Source organism: Enterobacter cloacae complex sp. XAL002, from assembly GCF_049236805.1.
Lineage (GTDB): Bacteria > Pseudomonadota > Gammaproteobacteria > Enterobacterales > Enterobacteriaceae > Enterobacter > Enterobacter intestinihominis.
The window spans coordinates 1-26,076 of the sequence record NZ_JBMKJN010000039.1; the positions used below are offsets into that span (position 1 = coordinate 1).

The window sequence follows — 26,076 nt, forward strand, 5'->3', positions numbered from 1 at the left end:
GTGACTCTGATCCACCCAATCGCGATGGATGACGGTCTGCGTTTCGCAATCCGTGAAGGCGGCCGTACCGTTGGCGCGGGCGTTGTTGCTAAAGTTCTGGGCTAATTAATTATCCCTGAAATAAAAAGGACGCTTCGGCGTCCTTTTTTTGTTTTCTGCCGTTGGGCATTGTCATAAAAATTCGCATTTTTTGCTTTCTCCCGCCACGTATTCCGACGCCCGTGCTATTGTAATCATAACCATTCTCACTTACACTTTGCGCATATTTTGAACGGGAGTCTTTATGTACGTTTGTTTATGTAATGGTGTAAGCGACAAAAAAATTCGTCAGGCCGTTCGCCAGTTTCAACCACAATCTTTCCAGCAGCTTCGTAAGTTTGTTCCGGTGGGAAATCAATGCGGTAAATGCGTTCGCGCAGCGCGTGAGATCATGCAGGACGAACTGATGCAGATCCCGGAATTCAAAGAGATCGCGTAAGCCTCCATCTTTTTTTTGACATCCCCGTAGCCCGATCTACGCTTCAATGAGTGGAAGCGGAGGGACTATATAATGAAAGGTGATGTTAAAATCATAAGTTATCTCAATAAATTATTGGGAAATGAGCTTGTCGCAATCAATCAGTATTTTCTCCATGCAAGAATGTTCAAAAACTGGGGACTGACTCGCCTCAACGATGTTGAATACCATGAGTCCATTGATGAAATGAAACACGCCGATAAATATATTGAGCGTATTTTATTCCTCGAAGGCATTCCTAACCTACAGGATCTCGGAAAACTGGGCATCGGAGAAGATGTTGAAGAGATGCTGCGTTCTGATCTCCGGCTAGAGCTGGAGGGTGCAAAAGACCTGCGTGAAGCCATTGCCTATGCAGACAGCGTACATGACTACGTCAGCCGGGATATGATGATCCAGATCCTGGCCGATGAAGAAGGGCACATCGACTGGCTTGAGACCGAACTGGATCTCATTAGCAAAATTGGCCTACAGAACTACCTTCAGTCTCAGATCAAAGTGGAAAGTTAATCAGGCTTTCCCAGCCAACGCATAAACCCGCTGCCGCCAGAAATGGCCCAAAAGGCAGTGGGTTTTTTAATGCCTGCTTATCAGGGTTGAACAACGAGAAACCAACCAGATACAGCAGAGCCATTAACGCGGCCACTAATGCCAGTACTGGCAGTACACACCAGCCATGCCATGCTCCCAGCGCCGCCAGATATTTTATGTCGCCATATCCCATCCCTTCACATCGGCAGATGAGTCGATATCCCCAATAGATAACGGCGAATCCGGCGTATCCTGCCGTCGCACCCACTACCGCGCTCGGCAAAAAATCAGGATGAAGACAAAGCTGGTAGAGCAGGCCCGTCCATAGCAGCGGGCAAAGGAATTTATCGGGAAGCAGCCCCGTGCGAATATCGGTGCGTACAAGCAAGGCCGATAACGCAAAATAGATCAGCAGAAAGGGGAGGGACATTAGCATAGCGAGAGCCTCAAAATGGTTTGAGCGCATACTCGTAATAATCTGCATGCCCGGCAATGTGTAAAAACAACAATTGCATAGCGGCTTCAGACAAAGAGTTGTGAAGGGATACTTTGCATAAAAAATTGCGAGGCCTTACGCAGAGTACGACTTTGGCGCTTAATTTCTAAACGGCACTTGCGTCTTTCGCTGATTTACGTATAATGCGCGGGCTTGTCGTAATTGACGGCGGGTTCAATCTGAACCAGAGTAGCTCACTTTGTTACTCAACAATGCTCCCAATTGGGGAGCTACGTAAGAACGGTTACACTCTCCCATCAATCGTAATGGGTTTGAGGAGTAATCATTTTCGTTTATAAAATAATTGGAGCTCTGGTCTCATGCAGAACCAAAGAATCCGTATCCGCCTTAAAGCGTTTGATCATCGTCTGATCGATCAATCAACCGCGGAAATCGTCGAGACTGCTAAGCGCACTGGTGCGCAAGTCCGTGGTCCGATCCCGCTGCCGACCCGCAAAGAGCGCTTTACCGTTCTGATCTCTCCGCACGTTAACAAAGATGCGCGTGATCAGTACGAGATCCGCACTCACAAGCGTCTGGTTGACATCGTTGAGCCAACTGAGAAAACCGTTGATGCTCTGATGCGTCTGGATCTGGCTGCCGGTGTAGACGTGCAGATCAGCCTGGGTTAATCAGGTCATCGAGCGATTGAGAGGTTGATACAATGATTGGTTTAGTCGGTAAAAAAGTGGGCATGACCCGCATCTTCACTGAAGATGGCGTTTCAATCCCAGTAACCGTAATCGAAGTTGAAGCAAACCGCGTTACCCAGGTTAAAGATCTGGCTAACGATGGCTACCGCGCTGTTCAGGTGACCACTGGTGCTAAAAAAGCTAACCGTGTAACCAAACCAGAAGCGGGTCACTTCGCTAAAGCTGGCGTAGAAGCTGGCCGTGGTCTGTGGGAATTCCGTCTTGCTGAAGGCGAAGAGTTCACCGTAGGTCAGGACATTAGCGTTGAGCTGTTTGCTGACGTTAAAAAAGTTGACGTAACCGGTACCTCTAAAGGTAAAGGTTTTGCTGGTACCGTTAAGCGCTGGAACTTCCGTACCCAGGACGCTACTCACGGTAACTCCTTGTCTCACCGCGTTCCGGGTTCTATCGGTCAGAACCAGACTCCGGGCAAAGTGTTCAAAGGCAAGAAAATGGCAGGTCAGCTGGGCAACGAACGTGTAACCGTTCAGAGCCTGGACGTAGTACGTGTTGACGCTGAGCGCAACCTGCTGCTGGTTAAAGGTGCGGTCCCGGGTGCAACCGGTAGCGACCTGATCGTTAAACCAGCTGTGAAGGCGTAAGGGGATAGCAATGGAATTAGTATTGAAAGACGCGCAGAGCGCGCTGACTGTTTCCGAAACTACCTTCGGTCGTGATTTCAACGAAGCGCTGGTTCACCAGGTTGTTGTTGCTTATGCAGCTGGTGCTCGTCAGGGTACTCGTGCTCAGAAGACTCGTGCTGAAGTAACTGGTTCAGGCAAAAAGCCATGGCGCCAGAAAGGTACCGGCCGTGCGCGTTCAGGTTCTATCAAGAGCCCGATCTGGCGTTCAGGTGGCGTGACCTTCGCTGCGCGTCCACAGGACCACAGTCAAAAAGTTAACAAAAAGATGTACCGCGGCGCGCTGAAAAGCATCCTGTCCGAACTGGTACGTCAGGATCGTCTGATCGTTGTCGAGAAGTTCTCTGTTGAAGCGCCTAAAACTAAGCTGCTGGCACAGAAACTGAAAGACATGGCTCTGGAAGATGTGCTGATCATCACCGGTGAGCTGGACGAGAACCTGTTCCTGGCCGCGCGTAACCTGCATAAGGTTGACGTACGCGACGCGACTGGTATCGACCCGGTTAGCCTGATCGCCTTCGACAAAGTCGTAATGACTGCTGATGCTGTTAAGCAAGTTGAGGAGATGCTGGCATGATTCGTGAAGAACGTCTGCTGAAGGTGCTGCGCGCACCGCACGTTTCTGAAAAAGCGTCTACTGCGATGGAAAAAACAAACACCATCGTTCTCAAAGTTGCTAAAGACGCGACCAAAGCAGAGATCAAAGCTGCTGTGCAGAAACTGTTTGAAGTCGAAGTCGAAGTCGTTAACACCCTGGTAGTTAAAGGGAAAGTTAAACGTCACGGACAGCGTATCGGTCGTCGTAGCGACTGGAAAAAAGCTTACGTCACCCTGAAAGAAGGCCAGAACCTGGACTTCGTTGGCGGCGCTGAGTAAGTCGGAGGAGTAATACAATGGCAGTTGTTAAATGTAAACCGACATCTCCGGGTCGTCGCCACGTAGTTAAAGTGGTTAACCCTGAGCTGCACAAGGGCAAACCTTTTGCTCCGTTGCTGGAAAAAAACAGCAAATCCGGTGGTCGTAACAACAATGGCCGTATCACCACTCGTCACATCGGTGGTGGCCACAAGCAGGCTTATCGTATTGTTGACTTCAAACGCAACAAAGACGGTATCCCAGCAGTTGTTGAGCGTCTTGAGTACGATCCGAACCGTTCCGCGAACATCGCGCTGGTTCTGTACAAAGATGGCGAACGCCGTTACATCCTGGCCCCTAAAGGCCTGAAAGCTGGCGACCAGATTCAGTCTGGCGTTGATGCTGCAATCAAAGCAGGCAACACCCTGCCGATGCGCAATATCCCGGTTGGTTCTACCGTTCATAACGTAGAAATGAAACCAGGTAAAGGCGGTCAGCTGGCGCGTTCCGCGGGTACTTACGTTCAAATCGTTGCGCGTGACGGTGCTTATGTCACCCTGCGTCTGCGTTCTGGTGAAATGCGTAAAGTCGAAGCAGACTGCCGCGCTACTCTGGGCGAAGTTGGCAATGCTGAGCATATGCTGCGCGTTCTGGGTAAAGCTGGTGCTGCACGCTGGCGTGGTGTTCGTCCTACCGTTCGCGGTACTGCGATGAACCCAGTCGATCACCCACATGGTGGTGGTGAAGGTCGTAACTTTGGTAAGCACCCGGTAACTCCGTGGGGCGTTCAGACCAAAGGTAAGAAGACCCGCAGCAACAAGCGTACTGATAAATTTATCGTACGTCGCCGTAGCAAATAATTTTAGAGGATAAGCCATGCCACGTTCTCTCAAGAAAGGTCCTTTTATTGACCTGCACTTGCTGAAGAAGGTAGAGAAAGCGGTGGAAAGCGGAGACAAGAAGCCCCTGCGCACTTGGTCCCGTCGTTCAACGATCTTTCCTAACATGATCGGTTTGACCATCGCTGTCCATAATGGTCGTCAGCACGTTCCAGTCTTTGTTACCGACGAAATGGTTGGTCACAAACTGGGTGAATTCGCACCGACTCGTACTTATCGCGGCCACGCTGCTGATAAAAAAGCGAAGAAGAAATAAGGTAGGAGGAAGAGATGGAAACTTTAGCTCAACATCGCCATGCTCGTTCTTCTGCACAGAAGGTTCGCCTTGTTGCTGACCTGATTCGCGGTAAGAAAGTGTCGCAGGCCCTGGACATCCTGACCTATACCAACAAGAAAGCTGCGGTATTGGTCAAGAAAGTACTGGAATCTGCCATTGCTAACGCTGAACACAACGATGGCGCTGACATCGACGATCTGAAAGTCGCGAAAATTTTCGTAGATGAAGGCCCAAGCATGAAGCGCATTATGCCGCGTGCGAAAGGTCGTGCAGATCGCATCCTGAAGCGCACCAGCCACATTACTGTGGTTGTGTCCGATCGCTGAGACTCTGGAGACTAGCAATGGGTCAGAAAGTACATCCTAATGGTATTCGCCTGGGTATTGTAAAACCATGGAACTCTACCTGGTTTGCGAACACCAAAGAATTCGCTGACAACCTGGACAGCGATTTTAAAGTACGTCAGTACCTGACTAAGGAACTGGCTAAAGCGTCTGTATCTCGTATCGTTATCGAGCGTCCAGCTAAGAGCATCCGTGTGACTATTCACACTGCTCGCCCTGGCATCGTTATCGGTAAGAAAGGCGAAGACGTAGAAAAACTGCGCAAGGTCGTAGCGGATATCGCTGGCGTTCCTGCACAGATCAATATCGCTGAAGTTCGTAAGCCTGAACTGGACGCTAAATTGGTTGCTGACAGCATCACTTCTCAGCTGGAACGTCGTGTTATGTTCCGTCGTGCTATGAAGCGTGCTGTACAGAACGCAATGCGTCTGGGCGCTAAGGGTATCAAAGTTGAAGTTAGCGGCCGTCTGGGCGGCGCGGAAATCGCACGTACCGAATGGTACCGCGAAGGTCGCGTACCGCTGCACACTCTGCGTGCTGACATCGACTACAACACCTCTGAAGCGCACACCACTTACGGTGTAATCGGCGTTAAGGTATGGATCTTCAAAGGTGAGATCCTGGGTGGTATGGCTGCTGTTGAACAACCGGAAAAACCGGCTGCTCAACCTAAAAAGCAGCAGCGTAAAGGCCGTAAATAAGGAGCGTCGCTGATGTTACAACCAAAGCGTACAAAATTCCGTAAAGTGCACAAAGGCCGCAACCGTGGTCTGGCGCAGGGTACGGATGTTAGCTTCGGCACTTTCGGTCTGAAAGCTGTTGGCCGTGGTCGTCTGACTGCACGTCAGATCGAAGCAGCACGTCGTGCAATGACCCGTGCAGTTAAGCGTCAAGGTAAGATCTGGATCCGTGTATTCCCGGACAAACCGATCACCGAGAAGCCACTGGAAGTTCGTATGGGTAAAGGTAAAGGTAACGTGGAGTACTGGGTTGCCTTGATCCAACCGGGCAAAGTCCTTTATGAAATGGACGGTGTTCCGGAAGAGCTGGCCCGTGAAGCCTTCGGCCTGGCAGCAGCGAAACTGCCTATCAAAACCACCTTTGTAACTAAGACGGTGATGTAATGAAAGCAAAAGAGCTGCGTGAAAAAAGCGTTGAAGAGCTGAACGCTGAGCTGCTGAACCTGCTGCGTGAGCAGTTCAACCTGCGTATGCAGGCTGCAAGTGGCCAGCTGCAACAGACTCACCTGCTGAAGCAAGTGCGTCGCAATGTTGCGCGCGTTAAGACTTTACTGACTCAGAAGGCGGGTGCGTAATGACCGATAAAATCCGTACTCTGCAAGGTCGTGTTGTTAGCGATAAAATGGAGAAATCCATTGTTGTAGCTATCGAACGTTTTGTGAAACACCCGATCTACGGTAAATTCATCAAGCGTACGACCAAACTGCACGTACATGACGAGAACAACGAATGTGGTATCGGCGACAAGGTTGAAATCCGTGAATGCCGTCCACTGTCCAAGACTAAGTCCTGGACGCTGGTTCGCGTTGTAGAGAAAGCGGTTCTGTAATAGAGTACGCATTCTCAATACGAATAAACGGCTCAGCAATGAGCCGTTTATTTTTTCTACCCATATTGCAGAAGCGGTGTTATAATGCCGCGCCCTCGATATGGGGCTTTTTAACGGCTCTGATTTTAGAGTCTCAGGTAGTAGTTGACATTAGCGGAGCACTAAAATGATCCAAGAACAGACTATGCTGAACGTCGCCGACAACTCCGGTGCACGTCGCGTAATGTGTATCAAGGTTCTGGGTGGCTCGCACCGTCGCTACGCAGGCGTAGGCGACATCATCAAGATCACCATCAAGGAAGCAATTCCACGTGGTAAGGTCAAAAAAGGTGATGTGCTGAAGGCGGTAGTGGTGCGCACCAAGAAGGGTGTTCGTCGCCCTGACGGTTCTGTCATTCGCTTCGATGGTAATGCATGCGTTATTTTAAACAATAACAGCGAGCAGCCTATCGGCACGCGTATCTTTGGGCCGGTAACTCGTGAACTTCGTACTGAGAAGTTCATGAAAATTATCTCTCTGGCACCAGAAGTACTCTAAGGAGCGAATCATGGCAGCGAAAATCCGTCGTGATGACGAAGTTATCGTGTTAACCGGTAAAGATAAAGGTAAACGCGGTAAAGTAAAAAATGTTCTGTCTTCCGGCAAACTCGTCGTTGAAGGTATCAACCTGGTTAAGAAACATCAGAAGCCGGTTCCGGCCCTGAACCAACCAGGCGGCATCGTTGAAAAAGAAGCTGCTATTCAGGTTTCTAACGTTGCAATCTTCAATGCGGCTACCGGTAAGGCTGACCGTGTAGGCTTTAGATTCGAAGACGGCAAAAAAGTCCGTTTCTTCAAGTCTAACAGCGAAACTATCAAGTAATTTGGAGTAGTACGATGGCGAAACTGCATGATTACTACAAAGACGAAGTAGTTAACAAACTCATGACTGAGTTTAGCTACAATTCTGTCATGCAAGTCCCTCGGGTCGAGAAGATCACCCTGAACATGGGTGTTGGTGAAGCGATCGCTGACAAGAAACTGCTGGATAACGCAGCAGCTGACCTGACAGCAATCTCCGGTCAAAAACCGCTGATCACCAAAGCACGCAAATCTGTTGCAGGCTTCAAAATCCGTCAGGGCTATCCGATCGGCTGTAAAGTAACTCTGCGTGGCGAACGCATGTGGGAGTTCCTTGAGCGCCTGATCACTATTGCTGTTCCACGTATCCGTGACTTCCGTGGCTTGTCCGCTAAGTCTTTCGACGGTCGTGGTAACTACAGCATGGGTGTCCGTGAGCAGATCATCTTCCCAGAAATCGACTACGATAAAGTCGACCGCGTGCGTGGTTTGGATATTACCATTACCACTACTGCGAAATCTGATGAAGAAGGCCGTGCTCTGCTGGCTGCCTTTGACTTCCCGTTCCGCAAGTAAGGTAGGGTTACTGAATGGCTAAGCAATCAATGAAAGCACGCGAAGTAAAGCGCGTAGCTTTAGCTGATAAATTCTTCGCTAAACGCGCTGAACTGAAAGCGATCATTTCTGATGTGAACGCTTCCGACGAAGATCGTTGGAATGCGGTTCTCAAGCTGCAGTCTCTGCCGCGTGATTCCAGCCCGTCTCGTCAGCGTAACCGCTGTCGTCAAACAGGTCGTCCACATGGTTATGTGGGCAAGTTTGGGTTGAGCCGTATCAAACTGCGTGAAGCCGCCATGCGCGGTGAAGTACCAGGCTTGAAAAAGGCTAGCTGGTAATTACCAATTGAATCACGGGAGTAAAGACAGATGAGCATGCAAGATCCGATCGCGGATATGCTGACCCGTATCCGTAACGGTCAGGCCGCGAACAAAGTTGCGGTCACCATGCCTTCCGCCAAGCTGAAAGTGGCAATTGCCAACGTGCTGAAGGAAGAAGGTTTTATCGAAGATTTTAAAGTTGAAGGCGACACCAAGCCGGAACTGGAACTTACTCTCAAGTATTTCCAGGGTAAAGCTGTTGTAGAAAGCATTCAGCGTGTCAGCCGCCCAGGCCTGCGCATCTATAAGAAAAAAGATGAGCTGCCAAAAGTAATGGCTGGTCTTGGTATCGCAGTTGTTTCTACCTCTAAAGGTGTTATGACTGATCGTGCAGCGCGCCAGGCTGGTCTTGGTGGCGAAATTATCTGCTACGTAGCCTAATCGGAGGAAAGAATGTCTCGTGTTGCTAAAGCACCGGTCGTTATTCCTGCCGGCGTTGATGTCAAAATCGACGGTCAGGTTATTACGATCAAAGGTAAAAACGGCGAGCTGACTCGTACCCTCAACAAAGCTGTTGAAGTTAAACATGCAGATAACGCTCTGACCTTCGGTCCACGTGATGGTTTCGTGGATGGATGGGCTCAGGCTGGTACCGCGCGTGCCCTGCTGAACTCAATGGTTGTTGGTGTTACCGAAGGCTTCACTAAAAAGCTTCAGCTGGTTGGTGTAGGTTATCGTGCAGCTATCAAAGGGAATGCAGTAGGCCTGTCTCTGGGCTTCTCACACCCTGTTGAGCATCCGCTGCCGGCCGGAATCACTGCAGAATGCCCGACTCAGACTGAAATCGTGCTGAAAGGCGCTGATAAACAGCTGATCGGTCAGGTTGCAGCAGATCTGCGCGCCTACCGTCGTCCTGAGCCTTATAAAGGCAAGGGTGTTCGTTACGCCGACGAAGTCGTGCGTACCAAAGAGGCTAAGAAGAAGTAAGGTAACACTATGGATAAGAAATCTGCTCGTATCCGTCGTGCGACCCGCGCACGCCGCAAGCTCAAAGAGCTGGGTGCAACTCGCCTGGTGGTACATCGTACCCCGCGTCATATTTACGCACAGGTAATTGCACCGAACGGTTCTGAAGTTCTGGTAGCTGCTTCTACTGTAGAAAAAGCTATCTCAGAACAATTGAAGTATACCGGTAACAAAGACGCCGCTGCAGCTGTAGGTAAAGCTGTTGCAGAACGCGCTCTGGAAAAAGGCATCAGCAATGTTTCCTTTGACCGTTCCGGGTTCCAATATCATGGTCGTGTCCAGGCACTGGCAGATGCTGCCCGTGAAGCTGGCCTTCAGTTCTAAGGTAGAGGTGTAAGATGGCTCACATCGAAAAACAGGCTGGCGAACTGCAGGAAAAGCTGATCGCGGTAAACCGCGTATCTAAAACCGTTAAAGGTGGTCGTATTTTCTCCTTCACAGCTCTGACTGTAGTGGGTGATGGTAACGGTCGCGTTGGTTTTGGTTACGGTAAAGCGCGTGAAGTTCCAGCAGCGATCCAGAAAGCGATGGAAAAAGCCCGTCGCAATATGATTAACGTCGCGCTGAACAACGGTACCCTGCAACACCCAGTTAAAGGTGTTCACACGGGTTCTCGTGTATTCATGCAGCCAGCTTCCGAAGGTACCGGTATCATCGCCGGTGGTGCAATGCGCGCCGTTCTGGAAGTTGCTGGAGTTCATAACGTTCTGGCTAAAGCATATGGTTCCACCAACCCGATCAACGTGGTTCGTGCAACTATTGATGGCCTGGAAAATATGAATTCTCCAGAAATGGTCGCTGCCAAGCGTGGTAAATCCGTTGAAGAAATTCTGGGGTAATTGACCATGGCAAAGACTATTAAAATCACTCAAACCCGCAGTGCAATCGGTCGTCTGCCGAAACACAAGGCAACGCTGCTTGGCCTGGGTCTGCGTCGTATTGGTCATACCGTTGAGCGCGAGGATACTCCTGCTGTTCGTGGTATGGTCAACGCGGTTTACTTCATGGTTAAAGTTGAGGAGTAAGAGATGCGTTTAAATACTCTGTCTCCGGCCGAAGGCTCTAAAAAGGCGGGTAAACGCCTGGGTCGTGGTATCGGTTCTGGCCTCGGCAAAACCGGTGGTCGTGGTCACAAAGGTCAGAACTCTCGTTCTGGCGGTGGCGTACGTCGCGGTTTCGAGGGTGGCCAGATGCCACTGTACCGTCGTCTGCCGAAGTTCGGCTTCACCTCTCGCAAAGCAGCGATTACAGCGGAAATCCGTCTGTCTGACCTGGCGAAAGTTGAAGGCGGCGTTGTAGACCTGAATACGCTGAAAGCGGCTAACATTATCGGCATCCAGATCGAGTTCGCGAAAGTGATCCTGTCTGGTGAAGTTTCTACTCCGGTAACTGTTCGTGGCCTGCGTGTTACTAAAGGTGCTCGTGCTGCTATCGAAGCTGCTGGCGGTAAAATTGAGGAATAAGTAGCAGATGGCTAAGCAACCGGGATTAGATTTTCAAAGTGCCAAAGGTGGATTTGGCGAGCTGAAACGCAGACTGCTGTTTGTAATCGGCGCGCTGATTGTGTTCCGTATTGGCTCTTTTATTCCGATCCCTGGTATTGATGCCGCTGTACTTGCCAAACTGCTTGAGCAACAGCGAGGCACCATCATTGAAATGTTCAACATGTTCTCTGGTGGTGCTCTCAGCCGTGCTTCTATTTTCGCACTGGGTATTATGCCGTACATTTCGGCATCGATTATTATCCAGCTGCTGACGGTCGTTCATCCGGCCCTGGCAGAGTTGAAGAAAGAAGGGGAGTCTGGACGTCGTAAGATTAGCCAGTACACCCGTTACGGCACTCTGGTGCTGGCAATATTCCAGTCGATCGGTATTGCTACCGGTCTTCCGAATATGCCTGGTATGCAGGGCCTGGTATTAAACCCAGGCTTTGCATTCTATTTCACCGCTGTTGTAAGTCTGGTCACAGGGACCATGTTCCTGATGTGGCTCGGCGAACAGATTACTGAACGAGGTATCGGTAACGGTATCTCAATCATTATCTTCGCCGGTATCGTTGCGGGTCTCCCGCCGGCCATCGCCCATACTATCGAGCAAGCGCGTCAAGGCGACCTGCACTTCCTCCTGTTGCTGTTGGTTGCAGTATTAGTATTTGCAGTGACGTTCTTTGTTGTCTTCGTTGAACGTGGTCAACGCCGCATTGTGGTGAACTACGCTAAACGTCAGCAGGGTCGTCGTGTCTATGCTGCACAGAGCACACATTTACCGCTGAAAGTGAATATGGCGGGGGTTATCCCGGCTATCTTCGCTTCCAGTATTATTCTGTTCCCGGCAACCATCGCGTCATGGTTCGGGGGCGGTACTGGTTGGAACTGGCTGACAACAATTTCGCTGTATTTGCAGCCTGGGCAACCACTTTATGTGTTACTCTATGCGTCTGCGATCATCTTCTTCTGTTTCTTCTACACGGCGTTGGTCTTCAACCCGCGTGAAACAGCAGATAACCTGAAGAAGTCCGGTGCATTTGTACCAGGAATTCGTCCGGGAGAGCAAACGGCGAAGTATATCGATAAAGTAATGACTCGCCTGACTTTGGTTGGTGCGCTTTATATTACTTTTATCTGCCTGATCCCGGAGTTCATGCGTGATGCAATGAAAGTACCGTTCTACTTCGGTGGGACCTCACTGCTTATCGTTGTTGTCGTGATTATGGACTTTATGGCTCAAGTGCAAACTCTGATGATGTCCAGTCAGTATGAGTCTGCATTGAAGAAGGCGAACCTGAAAGGCTACGGCCGCTAAATGGTCGCCTGAGAAGTTACGGAGAGTAAAAATGAAAGTTCGTGCTTCCGTCAAGAAATTATGCCGTAACTGCAAAATCGTTAAGCGTGATGGTGTCATCCGTGTGATTTGCAGTGCCGAGCCGAAGCATAAACAGCGCCAAGGCTGATTATTTCGCATATTTTTCTTGCAAAGTTGGGTTGAGCTGGCTAGATTAGCCAGCCAATCTTTTGTATGTCTGTACGTTTCCATTTGAGTATCCTGAAAACGGGCTTTTCAGCATGGTGCGTACATATTAAATAGTAGGAGTGCATAGTGGCCCGTATAGCAGGCATTAACATTCCTGATCAGAAACATGCTGTGATCGCATTAACTTCGATCTACGGCGTCGGCAAGACCCGTTCCAAAGCCATTCTGGCTGCAGCGGGTATCGCTGAAGATGTTAAGATCAGTGAGCTGTCTGAAGAACAAATCGACACGCTGCGTGACGAAGTTGCCAAATTTGTCGTTGAAGGTGATCTGCGCCGTGAAATCAGCATGAGCATCAAGCGCCTGATGGATCTTGGTTGCTATCGCGGTTTGCGTCATCGTCGTGGTCTGCCAGTGCGCGGTCAGCGTACTAAGACCAACGCACGTACCCGTAAGGGTCCGCGCAAACCGATCAAGAAATAATCGGGGTGATTGAATAATGGCAAAGGCACCAGTTCGTGCACGTAAACGTGTAAGAAAACAAGTCTCTGACGGCGTGGCTCATATCCATGCTTCTTTCAACAACACCATCGTTACTATTACTGATCGTCAGGGTAACGCATTGGGTTGGGCAACAGCCGGTGGTTCCGGTTTCCGTGGTTCTCGCAAATCCACTCCGTTCGCAGCTCAGGTTGCAGCAGAGCGTTGCGCTGAAGCCGTAAAAGAATACGGCATCAAGAATCTGGAAGTTATGGTTAAAGGTCCGGGTCCGGGTCGTGAATCTACTGTTCGCGCTCTGAACGCCGCTGGTTTCCGCATCACGAATATTACTGATGTGACTCCGATCCCTCATAACGGTTGTCGTCCGCCGAAAAAACGTCGCGTATAACGCTCGTTTTTTAGGTTAGTTGGAGATAGAAAATGGCAAGATATTTGGGTCCTAAGCTCAAGCTGAGCCGTCGTGAGGGCACCGACTTATTCCTTAAGTCTGGCGTTCGCGCGATCGATACCAAGTGTAAAATTGAACAAGCTCCTGGCCAGCACGGTGCGCGTAAACCGCGTCTGTCTGACTATGGTGTGCAGTTGCGTGAAAAGCAAAAAGTTCGCCGTATCTACGGTGTGCTGGAGCGTCAGTTCCGTAACTACTATAAAGAAGCAGCACGTCTGAAAGGCAACACAGGTGAAAACCTGCTGGCTCTGCTGGAAGGTCGTCTGGACAACGTTGTATACCGTATGGGCTTCGGCGCGACTCGTGCTGAATCACGCCAGTTGGTTAGCCATAAAGCAATCATGGTAAACGGTCGTGTTGTTAACATCGCTTCTTATCAGGTTAAAGCGAATGACGTTGTTAGCATTCGTGAGAAAGCGAAAAAGCAATCTCGCGTGAAAGCCGCTCTGGAGCTGGCTGAGCAGCGTGAAAAGCCAACCTGGCTGGAAGTTGATGCTGGCAAGATGGAAGGTACGTTCAAGCGTCAGCCTGAGCGTTCTGATCTGTCTGCGGACATTAACGAACACCTGATCGTCGAGCTTTACTCCAAGTAAAGCTTAGTACCAAAGAGAGGACACAATGCAGGGTTCTGTGACAGAGTTTCTAAAACCGCGCCTGGTAGATATCGAGCAAGTGAGTTCGACGCACGCCAAGGTGACCCTTGAGCCTTTAGAGCGTGGCTTTGGCCATACTCTGGGTAACGCACTGCGCCGTATTCTGCTCTCATCGATGCCGGGTTGCGCGGTGACCGAGGTTGAGATTGATGGTGTACTTCATGAGTACAGCACCAAAGAAGGCGTTCAGGAAGATATCCTTGAAATCCTGCTCAACCTGAAAGGGCTGGCGGTGAGAGTTCAGGGTAAAGATGAAGTTATTCTTACTCTGAATAAATCTGGCATTGGCCCTGTGACTGCAGCCGACATCACCCACGACGGTGATGTTGAAATCGTCAAGCCGCAGCACGTGATCTGCCACCTGACCGATGAGAACGCAGCTATTAGCATGCGTATCAAAGTTCAGCGCGGTCGTGGTTATGTGCCGGCTTCTGCCCGAATTCATTCGGAAGAAGATGAGCGCCCAATCGGCCGTCTGCTGGTCGACGCATGCTACAGCCCTGTAGAGCGTATTGCCTACAATGTTGAAGCAGCGCGTGTAGAACAGCGTACCGACCTGGACAAGCTGGTCATCGAAATGGAAACCAATGGCACAATCGATCCTGAAGAGGCGATTCGTCGTGCGGCAACCATCCTGGCAGAACAACTGGAAGCTTTCGTTGACTTACGTGATGTACGTCAGCCGGAAGTGAAAGAAGAGAAACCAGAATTCGATCCGATCCTGCTGCGCCCTGTTGACGATCTGGAATTGACTGTCCGCTCTGCTAACTGCCTCAAGGCAGAAGCTATCCACTATATCGGTGATCTGGTACAGCGTACCGAGGTTGAGTTGCTGAAAACGCCGAACCTGGGTAAAAAATCTCTTACCGAGATTAAAGACGTGCTGGCTTCACGTGGTCTGTCTCTGGGCATGCGCCTGGAAAACTGGCCACCGGCAAGCATTGCTGACGAGTAACCGGATCACAGGTTAAGGTTTTACTGAGAAGGATAAGGTCATGCGCCATCGTAAGAGTGGTCGTCAACTGAACCGCAACAGCAGCCATCGCCAGGCTATGTTCCGCAACATGGCAGGTTCACTGGTTCGTCATGAAATCATCAAGACGACCCTGCCTAAAGCGAAAGAGCTGCGTCGCGTAGTTGAGCCGCTGATTACTCTTGCCAAGACTGACAGCGTTGCTAATCGTCGTCTGGCATTCGCCCGTACTCGTGATAATGAGATCGTGGCAAAACTGTTTAACGAACTGGGCCCGCGTTTCGCGAGCCGTGCCGGTGGTTACACTCGCATTCTGAAGTGTGGCTTCCGTGCAGGCGACAATGCGCCGATGGCATACATCGAGCTGGTTGATCGTTCAGAGAAAGCAGAAGCTGCTGCAGAGTAATCTGTAGTAACGTAAAAAAACCCGCCTCGGCGGGTTTTTTTATATGCGCAGAATCTCCACTTATCTACAATGTCTGTATCTTTTCTGCTCATCCCCTGGAGTTCATTATGTGGTTGCTCGATCAGTGGGCTGAACGCCATATTAGCGATGCCCAAAACAAAGGCGAGTTTGAAAATCTCCCCGGTAGCGGTGAGCCACTGGTGCTGGACGATGATTCACACATTCCCCCTGAATTACGAGCCGGTTATCGCTTACTGAAAAACGCAGGTTGTTTACCCCCTGAACTTCAGCAACGCAATGAAGCCGTCGAGCTTGCCGATCTGCTTAAAGGCATTCATAAGAATGACCCGCGGTACTCCGAAATCAGCCGTCGATTAGCGCTCATCGAAATAAAACTGCGCCAGACGGGAATGAATACTGACTTTTTGCATGGTGAGTACAGTGAAAGGTTAATGCAAAAAATAAACGAGGAGTAGCCATGTACCGCATAGGTGAACTTGCGAAGCTTGCTAACGTAACGCCGGATACTATCCGCTACTACGAAAAGCAGCAGATGATCGATCATGAGGTCAGAACAGAAGGTGGATTTCGCCTTTATACGGATAACGACCTGCAACGCCTTCGTTTTATCCGCTATGCCCGGCAACTCGGCTTCACGCTGGAGTCGATCCGTGAACTGCTGTCGATCCGTATCGATCCTGAACATCATACGTGTCAGGAATCTAAAAGCATCGTTCAGGCCCGGCTGGATGAAGTTGAAGGACGAATTCAGGAGCTGCAGGCCATGCAACGATCTCTACAAAGGCTGAATGACGCGTGCTGCGGTACTGCTCACAGCAGTGTTTATTGCTCAATACTGGAAGCCCTTGAACAGGGCGCCAGTAGTGAAACTCAGGGTTGTTGATTTTTTATCAGCCACGGACTAGACTCCCGCCGATATTAACTATGCTCAGGAGAAATGATGAGCCGCTATCAGCATACTAAGGGACAAATTAAGGATAACGCCATTGAGGCATTGCTTCACGACCCGCTTTTTAGACAGCGTGTTGAGAAGAACAAGAAGGGAAAAGGGAGTTATTTGCGTAAAGGTAAACATGTACAACGTGGTAACTGGGAGGCCAGTGGCAAGCAAGCTAATCGCTTTTTTACCACTGGCCTTTCTGTTTCTCTCGCCTGATTAAACGCGGTTATTCTGCTCTTTTAACAGATCGCGAATTTCAGTCAGTAAGACTTCTTCTTTAGTTGGTGCTGGCGGGGCAGCAGCCGGTTCTTCTTTTTTACGGTTAAGTCTGTTGATAAGTTTGATCGCCATGAAAATGGCAAATGCCACGATCACGAAATCAAATACGTTCTGAATGAATACGCCGTAGTGCATTACAACCGCAGGGATATCGCCCTGAGCTTCCCGAAGGGTGAAGGCGAATTGTTTGAAATCAATGCCTCCAATCAACAGTCCTAACGGCGGCATAATAATGTCGGCGACTAATGATGAAACGATCTTACCGAACGCCGCACCAATAATGACACCCACAGCCAAATCCACCACATTCCCGCGCATCGCAAATTCGCGAAATTCTTTAATAAAACTCATTATGTTCTCCTTGTGCCAGCTGACGCCTATAAGTTTAACAAATGATTAGCTAATTGCCATTGGGGATAAATAATCGTTATGAAAAATAAAAGGCATGAAAATTAGAAGGTTAATATTTGGGTGCCCTCGTCTGAGCACCCAAATCATTACAGGAAGAACGGGCTTGGCTGGAATAAACGCTCGACGTCGGTAATAAATTTTTTATCGGTCAGGAACATAATAACGTGGTCACCCTGCTCAATACGTAAATTATCATTGGCGATCATCACATCATTACCTCGCACTACTGCGCCGATAATGGTGCCTGGTGGAAGTTTAATTTCATCGATTGCGCGACCAACAACGCGTGACGTCGTTTCATCCCCGTGAGCGACGGCTTCAATGGCTTCAGCAACACCACGACGAAGAGATGACACGCCGACAATATCCGCTTTACGCACATGGCTTAGCAGGGCAGAGATGGTGGCTTGCTGGGGTGAAATAGCAATATCAATTACGCTACCCTGTACCAGATCGACATAAGCCTTACGCTGGATAAGCACCATAACTTTTTTCGCCCCCATACGTTTAGCGAGCATGGCGGACATAATATTCGCTTCGTCGTCGTTGGTGACGGCAATAAAAAGATCAACCTGATCGATATGCTCTTCGGCCAGCAATTCCTGATCCGAAGCATCGCCATAAAACACGATGGTATTCTGAAGTTTTTCAGCCAGCTCTGACGCGCGTTGTTGATCCCGTTCGATCAGCTTCACGCTGTAGTCTTTTTCCAGCCGTCTCGCCAGACCTGCGCCAATATTACCGCCGCCAACCAGCATAATACGTTTATACGGTTTTTCGAGACGCTGTAGTTCACTCATCACCGCACGGATATGCTGAGAAGCCGCAATAAAGAAGACTTCATCCCCGGCTTCTACAATGGTGGAACCTTGCGGACGAATAGGTCTGTCGTGACGGAAAATCGCCGCAACACGCGTATCGATATGTGGCATATGCTCGCGCATTGTCGACAGGGCATTACCTATCAGCGGGCCCCCGTAATAAGCCTTCACGACCGCCAGGCTTACTTTCCCTTCAGCAAAGTTCACAACCTGCAACGCGCCCGGGTACTCAATCAGACGATAAATACTGTCGATAACCAGCTGTTCAGGCGCAATAAGATGGTCGATAGGTACTGCTTCGGAATTAAACAGCTTTTCCGCATCCCGGACATAGTCCGGGGAGCGAATGCGGGCGATGCGGTTTGGGGTGTTGAAAAGCGAGTAGGCCACCTGACATGCAACCATGTTGGTTTCATCAGAACTGGTTACTGCAACCAGCATGTCGGCATCGTCCGCGCCCGCTTCCCGAAGCACACGTGGATGAGAGCCGTGCCCCTGAACAACGCGGAGGTCGAACTTGTCCTGCAAAACGCGCAGGCGATCGCCATTGGTATCCACAATGGTGATATCGTTGTTTTCACCCACGAGATTTTCCGCCAGCGTTCCGCCAACTTGCCCTGCGCCCAGAATGATAATTTTCATCTTTCGTGACCTGTTCTCAACATCACTCTTTGATTAGCTTAGCGTAAAAGAAGCCATCACCCTCTTCTGCGCCCGGCAGGTTTTGCAGACCCGGGTGCTCAGGCGTTCCCGTATCGTGCAGCGTAGCGTCCGGGGTGCGTTTCAGGAAAGCCGCAATTTGCTGACTGTTCTCTTCCGGGAGAACAGAGCAGGTTGCATACACCAGGGTTCCGCCGGGTTTGAGATGCGGCCAGATGGCATCCAGAATTTCGGATTGCAACTGGGCAAGCTCCTTGATATCACGATCGCGACGCAGCCATTTGATATCGGGATGACGACGAATCACGCCGGTTGCTGAGCAGGGGGCGTCCAGCAAAATGCGATCGAACCGGGTATCACCACACCAGTCAGCGGGTTTGCGTCCATCGCCTTGCTTAACCTGTGCTTTCATACCCAGACGCTTAAGGTTGTCATAGACGCGTGAAAGGCGCTGCTCATCAACATCCACGGCCATCACGCTGGCCTGCGGCGCCACTTCCAGGATGTGCGTTGTTTTCCCCCCTGGCGCTGCACAGAGATCGAGGATCTGCTCCCCGTCTTTCGGCTCAAGCCAGGTCATGCAGCCCTGAGCAGATGCGTCCTGTACCGTTACCCAGCCCTCTTCAAAACCGGGTAATGCATGTACCGGTGCAGGGGAGGCTAAACGAACCGCATCAGGATAAGCAGCGTGTGTGAAGCCGCTCATTCCGGCCTCTTCCAGCAGGGCCAGCCATGCGTCGCGTGTATGATGGTTACGATTGACGCGTAACCACATCGGCGGACGTTGATTATTGGCATCCACAATGTCTTGCCATTGCTGTGGGTAGGCTTTTTTAAGGCGATTCAGCAGCCATTCAGGGTGAAGGAAACGCGCTTCGCTTTGCGCAAATTCTGCCAGCAGTTCGTCCTGCTGACGCTGGAACTGACGCAGCACGCCGTTGATCAATCCTTTTAGCTGAGGACGTTTAATCGCAACGGCACCCTCCACTGTCTCGGCCAGCGCAGCATGAGGTGGAATGCGGGTATGAAGAAGCTGGTAGAAACCGACCATGATCAAATAATGCACGGTACGCTGCTTGCCGCTCATCGGGCGTGACATCAGCTTGTTAATCAACCACTCAAGCTGAGAGAGGGTGCGCAACACGCCAAAGCACAGCTCCTGAAGCAGGGCTTTGTCTTTATCGGAAACCTTTTGTTGCAGTGGAGGCAGGACATTACTCAGTGACTGGCCCTGCTCGATAACCTGCTCAACGGCCTGAGCCGCCATAGTGCGTAGATTTTGTCTTTTCATAACCGTAAAAATAAAAATGCCCGGAAACACCGGGCCTTAAGAATAAATTTGTTCAGGCAAGGCGATTGCCAGGGATGAACCATTCACGACGAGAATTTAATAGATCCTGCGCGCTCATTGCCTTTTTACCGGCCGGTTGCAGCGATTCAAGATTCAGTACCCCTTCTCCGGTCGCAACCTGGATACCGTTTTTGCTGGCGTCGATAATCGTACCGGGCTCTGCCGATGCATTGCCGTTAATAACTGAAGCTTTCCAGACTTTCACTGGCTGCTCATCAATCATCAACCAGCTCATCGGCCATGGATTGAAGGCGCGGATGCAGCGTTCGAGTTGAGCTGCTGACAGGGACCAGTCGATACGGGCTTCTTCTTTACTCAGTTTCTCAGCATAGGTCACCTGGGCCTCATCCTGCACTTCAGGCGTCACTGTATTGTCAGCAAGCTGTTGCAGCGTCTCAATCAGCCCCTGCGGGCCGAGATCCGCCAGCTTGTCATACAGCGTGGCGCTGGTATCTTCTGCGGTGATGGGACACGCCAGTTTATACAGCATGTCGCCCGTGTCTAAACCTACGTCCATCTTCATGATTGTCACGCCAGTTTCAGCATCGCCTGCCCACAGAGCACGCTGAATAGGAGCTGCACCACGCCAGCGTGGGAGCAAAGAACCATGAACGTTCACACAGCCCAGGCGGGGCATATCAAGTACCGCTTTCGGCAGAATGAGGCCGTAAGCCACAACTACCATCACGTCCGCGTTCAGGTCTGCCACTAACTTCTGGTTTTCCTCAGGTCGTAATGACGCAGGCTGGAAAACCGGTAAACCATGTGTTTCTGCCAGTACCTTAACCGGGCCAGGCATCAGTTTTTTACCGCGGCCAGCCGGACGGTCCGGCTGAGTAAATACGCCAACAATCTGATGGCCAGACTTTAACAGCGCGTCGAGATGACGCGCTGCAAAATCAGGGGTACCCGCGAAGATTATACGTAGTGATGTAGACACGTTATTCCTTGTATCCGGGGGCGTTAAGCGCGAGAACGCAAACGATCCAGTTTCTCAACTTTCTGACGAATACGCTGTTGCTTCAGAGGTGAGAGGTAATCGATAAACAGTTTACCGACCAGGTGATCCATCTCATGCTGAATGCAAATTGCCAGCAGATCGTCGGCTTCCAGCTCAAACGGATTGCCGTCACGATCCAGTGCGCGGATTTTAACTTTTTCGGCACGTGGCACCAAAGCGCGCTGTTCAGGGATAGACAGACAGCCTTCCTCAATACCTGTTTCGCCGCTTTTTTCCAGCAGCTCAGGGTTGATCAGCACCAGGCGCTCATCACGATTTTCAGAAACGTCGATCACAATAATACGTTTGTGAATGTCTACCTGGGTCGCGGCAAGGCCAATGCCTTCTTCAGCGTACATGGTATCGAACATATCATCGACGATACGCTGAATTTCTGCATTCACTTCTTTAACCGGTTCCGCGACGATGCGAAGGCGCTCGTCAGGAATATGTAACACTTGCAAAACTGCCATAAATTTCCAGAGTCGTGTTCAGGAGTTGATAAGAATATTACTTCTATTCTAGACAAATCCCCGGTCGATTGACAGCATCAGTGACCAATCGCAAAGATTGCTGAGGCTGCTTATGGCAGGGAAAAGGATGACGTCCACAGAGATATGGTTACGGCTTATAAACATCGGGTCGTTATACGGTGATGCGATGCTGGAGATTGCGCAGAGGCTGCTTCGCCAGGCAACCGTCGATGCTGAAGCCGTCAACGCGTCAGGGCTTTCGCCCAAACATGCCGTAAAGTTTTTTTCGTTCAGCGAGAGTGAGCTTGAACGTAGTCTGGAATGGCTGGAACACGCCGACAACCACCTTCTCACGGCGGATGATCCTCGCTTCCCGCCATTGTTGCGTTCTATCCCTGATTTTCCCGGGGCGCTATTTGTGAGAGGCCGCGTTGACGTGCTTAATAGCATGCAGCTTGCGGTAGTGGGCAGCCGTGCGCCCTCGTGGTATGGCGAGCGTTGGGGGAAAATGCTGAGCGAACAGCTGTCCCAATGTGGCTTTACGATCACCAGTGGCTTGGCTTGCGGCATCGACGGTGTAGCACATCATGCGGCGTTGTCCGCAAAAGGGCGAAGTGTCGCCGTGCTTGGCAATGGTCTTTTTAGTCTCTATCCGCGTCGTCATCATATTCTGGCTGAGCAACTTATTGCTTCAGAGGGGGCAATAGTGTCTGAGTTTTCACTCTCAACACCGCCCAGACCGGGTAACTTTCCACGGCGTAACCGGATCATCAGTGGGTTAAGCCAGGGTGTGCTGGTGGTCGAAGCTGCGATTCGGAGTGGATCGCTGGTTACCGCAAGGTGCGCACTGGAGCAGGGGCGTGAAGTTTTTGCGCTGCCCGGCCCGTTGGGGAACCCCGGCTGCGAAGGCCCTCACTGGCTGATAAAACAGGGGGCGACGCTGGTGACCTGCAAAGAAGATATCCTTGAAAATTTGCAGTATGGACTGCATTGGTTGCAGGATGATCTCCAAAAGCGACATATTTCATCGGATCAGGAGGCAGTAGCATTGCCATTTCCCAAGCTCCTGGCTAACGTAGGAGATGAGGTAACACCTGTTGACGTTGTCGCTGAACGTGCCGGCCAACCTGTGCCAGTAACGGTAGCACAGCTACTCGAACTGGAGTTAGCAGGGTGGATCGCAGCTGTACCCGGCGGCTATGTCCGATTAAGGAGGGCATGCCATGTTCGACGTACTGATGTATTTGTTTGAGACTTACATCCACAACGAAGCAGAAATGCAGGTGGATCAGGACAAATTAACACGGGATCTGACCGACGCAGGTTTTGAGCGGGAAGATATATATAATGCGTTGATGTGGCTGGATAAGTTGGCTGATTATCAGGACGGCCTCGCCGAACCGATGCAGCTTGCTTCTGACCCATTGTCTGTGCGCATCTATACAGCTGAAGAGTGTGAAAGGCTGGATGCCAGCTGCCGGGGATTCATTTTATTCCTCGAGCAGATTCAGGTGCTAAACCTCGAAACGAGGGAGATGGTGATAGAGCGCGTCATGGCGCTGGATACTGCTGAGTTTGAACTGGAAGATCTGAAATGGGTGATCCTGATGGTTCTGTTCAACATTCCAGGCTGTGAAAATGCCTATCAGCAAATGGAAGAATTACTCTTTGAAGTGAATGAAGGTATGCTGCATTAATTCTATGTGCAGCAACAAGAGTTGTTATGGCCAAATCAGCACTCTTCACGGTGCATAAAAACGAGCCCTGCCCACAATGCGGGGCAGAACTTGTTATTCGGTCCGGGAAACACGGTCCGTTTCTCGGTTGTTCACACTATCCGGAATGTGATTATGTCCGTCCCCTGAAAAGCCAGGCGGATGGACATATCGTCAAAATTCTGGAGGGACAGCTTTGTCCTCTCTGTGGCGGTGAACTGGCGCTGCGGCAGGGGCGGTTCGGGATGTTTATCGGATGCAGCCGCTACCCGGAGTGTGAACATACGGAACAAATTGATAAGCCAGATGAAACGGCAATTGCCTGCCCTCAGTGCCAGCGTGGCCAATTGGTGCAGCGGCGCTCTCGTTATGGCAAGACCTTCCATTCGTGCGATCGCTATCCTGAATGCCAGTTCGTCATCAATTTCAAACCAGTAGCGGGCGTCTGCTCTCATTGCGATTATCCGTTACTTATAGAGAAGAAAACCGCGCAAGGCTTGAAACGCTTTTGCGCCAGTAAACAATGTGGAAAGCCGGTTTCGGCGGATCAAATCAGTGAATAATAACCTGCCATCAGGCTCCATCGCGCAGGCGGTGGAAATCCTGAAAAAAGAAGAAGTCATCGCCTATCCAACAGAAGCCGTTTTCGGGGTCGGGTGTGATCCTGACAGCGAAGTCGCCGTTAACCGTCTGCTGGCGCTAAAACAGCGGCCTGTCGAAAAAGGATTGATTTTGATCGCTGCGAACTACGAGCAGCTTAAGCCTTATATTGATGATTCCATGCTGACACCTGCACAGCGGGAAACCATTTTCTCTGCGTGGCCTGGTCCCGTGACGTTTGTTTTTCCTGCACAGCCGACAACGCCGCGCTGGTTAACCGGGCGTTTCGATTCACTCGCGGTACGCGTCACCGACCATCCGCTGGTGGTGGAGTTATGCCAGGCATTTGGTAAACCTCTGGTTTCAACCAGCGCCAACCTGACCGGGCTTCCCCCTTGTCGGACAACCGAAGAAGTTCTGGCGCAGTTCGGGAATGATTTCCCGGTAGCCGTGGGTGAAACCGGTGGTCGTCTTAACCCGTCAGAAATTCGCGATGCCTTGACCGGCGAACGTTTTCGCCAGGGATAATGTGATGGAAACCTATGCTGTTTTTGGTAACCCGATCGCGCACAGCAAGTCGCCTCTGATCCATCGGCTGTTTGCGGAGCAATTGCATATAGATCACCCGTATGGTCGGGTTCTTGCGCCTGTTGATGCATTTATACCGACGCTGAATAGCTTTTTTGATGCGGGTGGTAAAGGTGCGAACGTCACGGTGCCTTTTAAAGAAGAGGCTTTCGGGCGCGCGGATGAACTGACCGAACGTGCGTCGCTCGCTGGCGCCGTCAATACTCTTAAGCGGCTTGAAGATGGTCGCCTTCTGGGCGATAACACCGATGGGATTGGTTTACTCAGCGATCTGGAGCGATTGTCGTTTATTAAACCAGGCTTTCGGATCCTGCTGATCGGCGCGGGTGGCGCCTCGCGCGGCGTATTGCTTCCTCTTCTTTCGCTGGATTGTGCGGTGACAATCACCAACCGTACTTTCTCCAGAGCAGAAGAGCTGGCGGCGTTGTTCGCACACACAGGCAGCGTAGCTGCGGTAGCACCTGACGATCTCGCGCGTCACGAATTTGATCTTGTGATTAATGCCACCTCAAGCGGTATTAATGGAGAGATCCCGGCGATTCCTGCATCCCTGATTCATTCCCACATCTACGCCTATGACATGTTTTATCAAAAAGGGAAAACGCCCTTTCTGACCTGGTGCGAACAACAGGGGGCAAAACACGTGGCTGATGGTCTGGGAATGCTGGTGGGGCAGGCGGCTCATGCGGTGCTACTCTGGCATGGCGTGTTACCCGCAGTAGAACCGGTGATTGAAAAGCTCAAACAGGAAATGACGGCGTGAATCAGGCGATTCATTTTCCCGACAGAGAAATCTGGGATGAAAACAAGCAAGCGGTTTGTTTCCCGGTGCTGGTGCATGGAATGCAGCTCACCTGTGCGATTAAAGGGGAAACGTTGCTTCAGCGCTTTGGGGGGGCAGATCCGTTAGCGGTCTTTTGCGAAAATCGCTGGGACCTGGAAGAGGATGCCAGCGATTTGATCCGCGATCAGCAGGAAGACGATCAGGGTTGGGTCTGGTTATCCTGATCCAGATAGTCATTTTTCCATTTAACGTAATTGTTCGCTGAGTATTTCAATCCTTCGATCTCCGTCTCTTTTAGGGGGCGGATCTGTTTAACCGGGCTGCCTAAATAGAGATACCCACTTTCAAGACGCTTGTTTTGCGGAACAAGACTCCCTGCGCCAATCATTACGTCATCTTCTACAATGACGCCATCCAGCAAAATCGATCCCATCCCAACGAGAACCCTGTTACCGATCGTGCAGCCGTGGAGCATCACTTTATGGCCGACGGTAACATCTTCCCCAATAATGAGCGGGTTGCCCTCAGGGTTATAAGATGACTTATGAGTCACATGCAACACGCTGCCGTCCTGAATATTGGTGCGTGCACCGATTGCAACGTAGTTAACATCGCCCCGGATCGCGACAAGTGGCCAGATGCTGACATCATCGGCCATGCGAACATCACCAATGACCACGCTGCTGGCATCGATCATCACGCGATCGCCTTTTTGGGGGAACAGATGTTTATAAGGACGTAATACTGCAAACATATCTACCTCGATACAGATGAGCGTTATTAAAGAAGACTTTGATCGTATTACTGGAGCGAGGCAAGGCAAAATGCGTCAATTTTTAAGCGGATCGGGTGGGTTTTCAGCGAAAAGCACGGAAAATCATCAGTTGGAAAAAAAGATCTAAAAAATACTTGTGCT

At 50.7% G+C, this 26,076-nt stretch carries 47 protein-coding genes; 40 read left to right on the plus strand and 7 right to left on the minus strand.

Features of this window, described 5'->3' with window-relative positions; genetic code table 11:
• The 3 genes from ACOT0L_RS22810 to bfr form a co-directional block, all read left to right on the plus strand.
• On the plus strand, positions 1-105 hold a 105-nt coding region (locus ACOT0L_RS22810), incomplete at its 5' end, for an elongation factor Tu C-terminal domain protein (RefSeq protein ID WP_001691594.1).
• A 178-nt stretch (positions 106-283) separates the two neighbouring features.
• On the plus strand, positions 284-478 hold the full coding sequence (gene bfd, locus ACOT0L_RS22815) for a bacterioferritin-associated ferredoxin (protein ID WP_003863268.1): 195 nt from the start codon (positions 284-286) through the stop codon (positions 476-478).
• Between the two features lie 72 nt (positions 479-550).
• Positions 551-1,027 carry a bacterioferritin gene (bfr, locus tag ACOT0L_RS22820; protein ID WP_003863270.1) on the plus strand — a complete coding sequence of 159 codons (477 nt, stop codon included), beginning with the start codon at positions 551-553 and terminating at the stop codon, positions 1,025-1,027.
• Here the strand turns inward: bfr and ACOT0L_RS22825 are convergent.
• On the minus strand, positions 1,011-1,484 hold the full coding sequence (locus ACOT0L_RS22825; protein WP_022649590.1) for a prepilin peptidase: 474 nt from the start codon (positions 1,482-1,484) through the stop codon (positions 1,011-1,013). The two genes, bfr and ACOT0L_RS22825, sit on opposite strands and share 17 nt — an antisense overlap.
• 380 nt (positions 1,485-1,864) lie before the next feature.
• Here ACOT0L_RS22825 and rpsJ point away from each other — a divergent pair, with 380 nt between their 5' ends.
• The 31 genes from rpsJ (at position 1,865) to ACOT0L_RS22980 (ending at position 16,694) form a co-directional block, all read left to right on the plus strand.
• Entirely contained in the window at positions 1,865-2,176 is a 312-nt protein-coding gene (gene rpsJ, locus ACOT0L_RS22830) for a 30S ribosomal protein S10 (protein WP_001181005.1), read from the plus strand.
• Between the two features lie 32 nt (positions 2,177-2,208).
• Positions 2,209-2,838: a 50S ribosomal protein L3 gene (rplC, locus tag ACOT0L_RS22835; protein ID WP_006178923.1), complete on the plus strand. Its 630-nt coding sequence runs from the start codon at positions 2,209-2,211 to the stop codon at positions 2,836-2,838.
• A gap of 10 nt (positions 2,839-2,848) precedes the next feature.
• Positions 2,849-3,454, plus strand: a complete 606-nt coding sequence (gene rplD, locus ACOT0L_RS22840; protein WP_000424395.1) for a 50S ribosomal protein L4 — start codon at positions 2,849-2,851, stop codon at positions 3,452-3,454.
• On the plus strand, positions 3,451-3,753 hold the full coding sequence (gene rplW, locus ACOT0L_RS22845) for a 50S ribosomal protein L23 (RefSeq protein ID WP_000617546.1): 303 nt from the start codon (positions 3,451-3,453) through the stop codon (positions 3,751-3,753). Before rplD ends, rplW begins: the two co-directional genes overlap by 4 nt.
• A 17-nt stretch (positions 3,754-3,770) precedes the next feature.
• Positions 3,771-4,592, plus strand: coding sequence for a 50S ribosomal protein L2 (rplB, locus tag ACOT0L_RS22850; protein WP_000301859.1), 822 nt, complete (start codon positions 3,771-3,773; stop codon positions 4,590-4,592).
• Positions 4,593-4,608: 16 nt separating this feature from the next.
• Complete coding sequence (gene rpsS, locus ACOT0L_RS22855; RefSeq protein WP_001138117.1) at positions 4,609-4,887, plus strand: 30S ribosomal protein S19; 279 nt, start codon at positions 4,609-4,611, stop codon at positions 4,885-4,887.
• 14 nt (positions 4,888-4,901) lie between these two features.
• Entirely contained in the window at positions 4,902-5,234 is a 333-nt protein-coding gene (rplV, locus tag ACOT0L_RS22860; RefSeq protein WP_002919773.1) for a 50S ribosomal protein L22, read from the plus strand.
• 17 nt (positions 5,235-5,251) lie between these two features.
• Positions 5,252-5,953 carry a 30S ribosomal protein S3 gene (gene rpsC, locus ACOT0L_RS22865; protein ID WP_000529945.1) on the plus strand — a complete coding sequence of 234 codons (702 nt, stop codon included), beginning with the start codon at positions 5,252-5,254 and terminating at the stop codon, positions 5,951-5,953.
• 12 nt (positions 5,954-5,965) lie between these two features.
• Positions 5,966-6,376, plus strand: a complete 411-nt coding sequence (rplP, locus tag ACOT0L_RS22870; RefSeq protein ID WP_002919759.1) for a 50S ribosomal protein L16 — start codon at positions 5,966-5,968, stop codon at positions 6,374-6,376.
• Complete coding sequence (gene rpmC / locus ACOT0L_RS22875; protein WP_003863282.1) at positions 6,376-6,567, plus strand: 50S ribosomal protein L29; 192 nt, start codon at positions 6,376-6,378, stop codon at positions 6,565-6,567. The genes rplP and rpmC overlap by 1 nt, the downstream gene beginning before the upstream one ends.
• Positions 6,567-6,821 (plus strand): 30S ribosomal protein S17, encoded by a 255-nt coding sequence (gene rpsQ, locus ACOT0L_RS22880; RefSeq protein ID WP_002438707.1) that lies wholly within the window; start codon positions 6,567-6,569, stop codon positions 6,819-6,821. Before rpmC ends, rpsQ begins: the two co-directional genes overlap by 1 nt.
• A gap of 166 nt (positions 6,822-6,987) precedes the next feature.
• A complete protein-coding gene (gene rplN / locus ACOT0L_RS22885) occupies positions 6,988-7,359 on the plus strand; it encodes a 50S ribosomal protein L14 (RefSeq protein ID WP_002919748.1) in 372 nt (123 codons plus the stop codon).
• A gap of 10 nt (positions 7,360-7,369) precedes the next feature.
• Complete coding sequence (rplX, locus tag ACOT0L_RS22890; RefSeq protein WP_003863287.1) at positions 7,370-7,684, plus strand: 50S ribosomal protein L24; 315 nt, start codon at positions 7,370-7,372, stop codon at positions 7,682-7,684.
• Positions 7,685-7,698: 14 nt separating this feature from the next.
• Positions 7,699-8,238 (plus strand): 50S ribosomal protein L5, encoded by a 540-nt coding sequence (gene rplE / locus ACOT0L_RS22895; protein ID WP_022649589.1) that lies wholly within the window; start codon positions 7,699-7,701, stop codon positions 8,236-8,238.
• Positions 8,239-8,252: 14 nt separating this feature from the next.
• Positions 8,253-8,558 carry a 30S ribosomal protein S14 gene (gene rpsN / locus ACOT0L_RS22900; RefSeq protein ID WP_003863291.1) on the plus strand — a complete coding sequence of 102 codons (306 nt, stop codon included), beginning with the start codon at positions 8,253-8,255 and terminating at the stop codon, positions 8,556-8,558.
• 30 nt (positions 8,559-8,588) lie between these two features.
• A complete protein-coding gene (rpsH, locus tag ACOT0L_RS22905) occupies positions 8,589-8,981 on the plus strand; it encodes a 30S ribosomal protein S8 (RefSeq protein ID WP_006178918.1) in 393 nt (130 codons plus the stop codon).
• Positions 8,982-8,993: 12 nt separating this feature from the next.
• Positions 8,994-9,527, plus strand: coding sequence for a 50S ribosomal protein L6 (rplF, locus tag ACOT0L_RS22910; RefSeq protein ID WP_003863296.1), 534 nt, complete (start codon positions 8,994-8,996; stop codon positions 9,525-9,527).
• Positions 9,528-9,536: 9 nt separating this feature from the next.
• Entirely contained in the window at positions 9,537-9,890 is a 354-nt protein-coding gene (gene rplR / locus ACOT0L_RS22915; protein WP_003863297.1) for a 50S ribosomal protein L18, read from the plus strand.
• 14 nt (positions 9,891-9,904) lie between these two features.
• Positions 9,905-10,405, plus strand: a complete 501-nt coding sequence (rpsE, locus tag ACOT0L_RS22920; protein ID WP_003863299.1) for a 30S ribosomal protein S5 — start codon at positions 9,905-9,907, stop codon at positions 10,403-10,405.
• A gap of 6 nt (positions 10,406-10,411) precedes the next feature.
• Positions 10,412-10,591: a 50S ribosomal protein L30 gene (gene rpmD / locus ACOT0L_RS22925; RefSeq protein WP_003863301.1), complete on the plus strand. Its 180-nt coding sequence runs from the start codon at positions 10,412-10,414 to the stop codon at positions 10,589-10,591.
• A gap of 3 nt (positions 10,592-10,594) precedes the next feature.
• Positions 10,595-11,029: a 50S ribosomal protein L15 gene (gene rplO / locus ACOT0L_RS22930; protein WP_014885468.1), complete on the plus strand. Its 435-nt coding sequence runs from the start codon at positions 10,595-10,597 to the stop codon at positions 11,027-11,029.
• A 7-nt stretch (positions 11,030-11,036) separates the two neighbouring features.
• Positions 11,037-12,368 carry a preprotein translocase subunit SecY gene (gene secY, locus ACOT0L_RS22935; protein WP_003863305.1) on the plus strand — a complete coding sequence of 444 codons (1,332 nt, stop codon included), beginning with the start codon at positions 11,037-11,039 and terminating at the stop codon, positions 12,366-12,368.
• 31 nt (positions 12,369-12,399) lie between these two features.
• Positions 12,400-12,516: a 50S ribosomal protein L36 gene (gene rpmJ, locus ACOT0L_RS22940; RefSeq protein WP_000868187.1), complete on the plus strand. Its 117-nt coding sequence runs from the start codon at positions 12,400-12,402 to the stop codon at positions 12,514-12,516.
• Positions 12,517-12,662: 146 nt separating this feature from the next.
• The gene (rpsM, locus tag ACOT0L_RS22945; RefSeq protein WP_003863308.1) at positions 12,663-13,019 is read left to right on the plus strand and encodes a 30S ribosomal protein S13; all 357 of its coding nucleotides are present in this window, start codon (positions 12,663-12,665) and stop codon (positions 13,017-13,019) included.
• 16 nt (positions 13,020-13,035) lie between these two features.
• Entirely contained in the window at positions 13,036-13,425 is a 390-nt protein-coding gene (rpsK, locus tag ACOT0L_RS22950) for a 30S ribosomal protein S11 (protein ID WP_003863312.1), read from the plus strand.
• A gap of 32 nt (positions 13,426-13,457) precedes the next feature.
• Positions 13,458-14,078 (plus strand): 30S ribosomal protein S4, encoded by a 621-nt coding sequence (rpsD, locus tag ACOT0L_RS22955; protein ID WP_003863314.1) that lies wholly within the window; start codon positions 13,458-13,460, stop codon positions 14,076-14,078.
• 25 nt (positions 14,079-14,103) lie between these two features.
• Positions 14,104-15,093 (plus strand): DNA-directed RNA polymerase subunit alpha, encoded by a 990-nt coding sequence (locus ACOT0L_RS22960; protein ID WP_002919219.1) that lies wholly within the window; start codon positions 14,104-14,106, stop codon positions 15,091-15,093.
• Positions 15,094-15,133: 40 nt separating this feature from the next.
• Positions 15,134-15,517 (plus strand): 50S ribosomal protein L17, encoded by a 384-nt coding sequence (rplQ, locus tag ACOT0L_RS22965; protein ID WP_001216368.1) that lies wholly within the window; start codon positions 15,134-15,136, stop codon positions 15,515-15,517.
• A gap of 107 nt (positions 15,518-15,624) precedes the next feature.
• Entirely contained in the window at positions 15,625-15,993 is a 369-nt protein-coding gene (locus tag ACOT0L_RS22970) for a DUF1992 domain-containing protein (protein ID WP_022649586.1), read from the plus strand.
• A 2-nt stretch (positions 15,994-15,995) separates the two neighbouring features.
• Positions 15,996-16,421 (plus strand): Zn(2+)-responsive transcriptional regulator, encoded by a 426-nt coding sequence (zntR, locus tag ACOT0L_RS22975; RefSeq protein WP_003863328.1) that lies wholly within the window; start codon positions 15,996-15,998, stop codon positions 16,419-16,421.
• A gap of 57 nt (positions 16,422-16,478) precedes the next feature.
• Complete coding sequence (locus ACOT0L_RS22980) at positions 16,479-16,694, plus strand: alternative ribosome-rescue factor A (protein ID WP_126504333.1); 216 nt, start codon at positions 16,479-16,481, stop codon at positions 16,692-16,694.
• On the opposite strand, the gene mscL is transcribed toward ACOT0L_RS22980, so the two are convergent.
• From mscL to def, 5 genes are all read right to left on the minus strand, one after another.
• Positions 16,695-17,108, minus strand: a complete 414-nt coding sequence (gene mscL / locus ACOT0L_RS22985) for a large-conductance mechanosensitive channel protein MscL (RefSeq protein ID WP_003863335.1) — start codon at positions 17,106-17,108, stop codon at positions 16,695-16,697.
• Positions 17,109-17,254: 146 nt separating this feature from the next.
• Positions 17,255-18,631 (minus strand): Trk system potassium transporter TrkA, encoded by a 1,377-nt coding sequence (trkA, locus tag ACOT0L_RS22990; RefSeq protein WP_003863337.1) that lies wholly within the window; start codon positions 18,629-18,631, stop codon positions 17,255-17,257.
• Between the two features lie 22 nt (positions 18,632-18,653).
• The gene (rsmB, locus tag ACOT0L_RS22995; protein ID WP_026080642.1) at positions 18,654-19,940 is read right to left on the minus strand and encodes a 16S rRNA (cytosine(967)-C(5))-methyltransferase RsmB; all 1,287 of its coding nucleotides are present in this window, start codon (positions 19,938-19,940) and stop codon (positions 18,654-18,656) included.
• 52 nt (positions 19,941-19,992) lie between these two features.
• The gene (gene fmt / locus ACOT0L_RS23000) at positions 19,993-20,940 is read right to left on the minus strand and encodes a methionyl-tRNA formyltransferase (protein ID WP_126504331.1); all 948 of its coding nucleotides are present in this window, start codon (positions 20,938-20,940) and stop codon (positions 19,993-19,995) included.
• A gap of 23 nt (positions 20,941-20,963) precedes the next feature.
• The gene (def, locus tag ACOT0L_RS23005) at positions 20,964-21,473 is read right to left on the minus strand and encodes a peptide deformylase (RefSeq protein ID WP_006812188.1); all 510 of its coding nucleotides are present in this window, start codon (positions 21,471-21,473) and stop codon (positions 20,964-20,966) included.
• Positions 21,474-21,600: 127 nt separating this feature from the next.
• On the opposite strand from def, the gene dprA reads away from it, so the two are divergent.
• Genes dprA through ACOT0L_RS23035 form a run of 6 tightly spaced genes read left to right on the plus strand, consistent with a single transcriptional unit; the run spans position 21,601 to position 25,384 of the window.
• Complete coding sequence (gene dprA, locus ACOT0L_RS23010) at positions 21,601-22,725, plus strand: DNA-protecting protein DprA (protein WP_032626756.1); 1,125 nt, start codon at positions 21,601-21,603, stop codon at positions 22,723-22,725.
• Positions 22,697-23,170, plus strand: coding sequence for a DUF494 family protein Smg (gene smg / locus ACOT0L_RS23015; protein WP_000460665.1), 474 nt, complete (start codon positions 22,697-22,699; stop codon positions 23,168-23,170). Before dprA ends, smg begins: the two co-directional genes overlap by 29 nt.
• A gap of 26 nt (positions 23,171-23,196) precedes the next feature.
• Positions 23,197-23,751 carry a type I DNA topoisomerase gene (locus ACOT0L_RS23020; protein WP_023298754.1) on the plus strand — a complete coding sequence of 185 codons (555 nt, stop codon included), beginning with the start codon at positions 23,197-23,199 and terminating at the stop codon, positions 23,749-23,751.
• A complete protein-coding gene (gene tsaC, locus ACOT0L_RS23025; protein WP_022649580.1) occupies positions 23,744-24,316 on the plus strand; it encodes an L-threonylcarbamoyladenylate synthase type 1 TsaC in 573 nt (190 codons plus the stop codon). The genes ACOT0L_RS23020 and tsaC overlap by 8 nt, the downstream gene beginning before the upstream one ends.
• 4 nt (positions 24,317-24,320) lie before the next feature.
• Positions 24,321-25,139, plus strand: coding sequence for a shikimate dehydrogenase (gene aroE / locus ACOT0L_RS23030; RefSeq protein ID WP_032626754.1), 819 nt, complete (start codon positions 24,321-24,323; stop codon positions 25,137-25,139).
• Positions 25,136-25,384: a DUF1488 domain-containing protein gene (locus ACOT0L_RS23035; RefSeq protein ID WP_032626752.1), complete on the plus strand. Its 249-nt coding sequence runs from the start codon at positions 25,136-25,138 to the stop codon at positions 25,382-25,384. Before aroE ends, ACOT0L_RS23035 begins: the two co-directional genes overlap by 4 nt.
• Here ACOT0L_RS23035 and ACOT0L_RS23040 read toward each other — a convergent pair.
• Positions 25,360-25,914 carry a gamma carbonic anhydrase family protein gene (locus tag ACOT0L_RS23040; RefSeq protein ID WP_032626749.1) on the minus strand — a complete coding sequence of 185 codons (555 nt, stop codon included), beginning with the start codon at positions 25,912-25,914 and terminating at the stop codon, positions 25,360-25,362. The two genes, ACOT0L_RS23035 and ACOT0L_RS23040, sit on opposite strands and share 25 nt — an antisense overlap.
• Between the last annotated feature and the right edge of the window lie 162 nt (positions 25,915-26,076).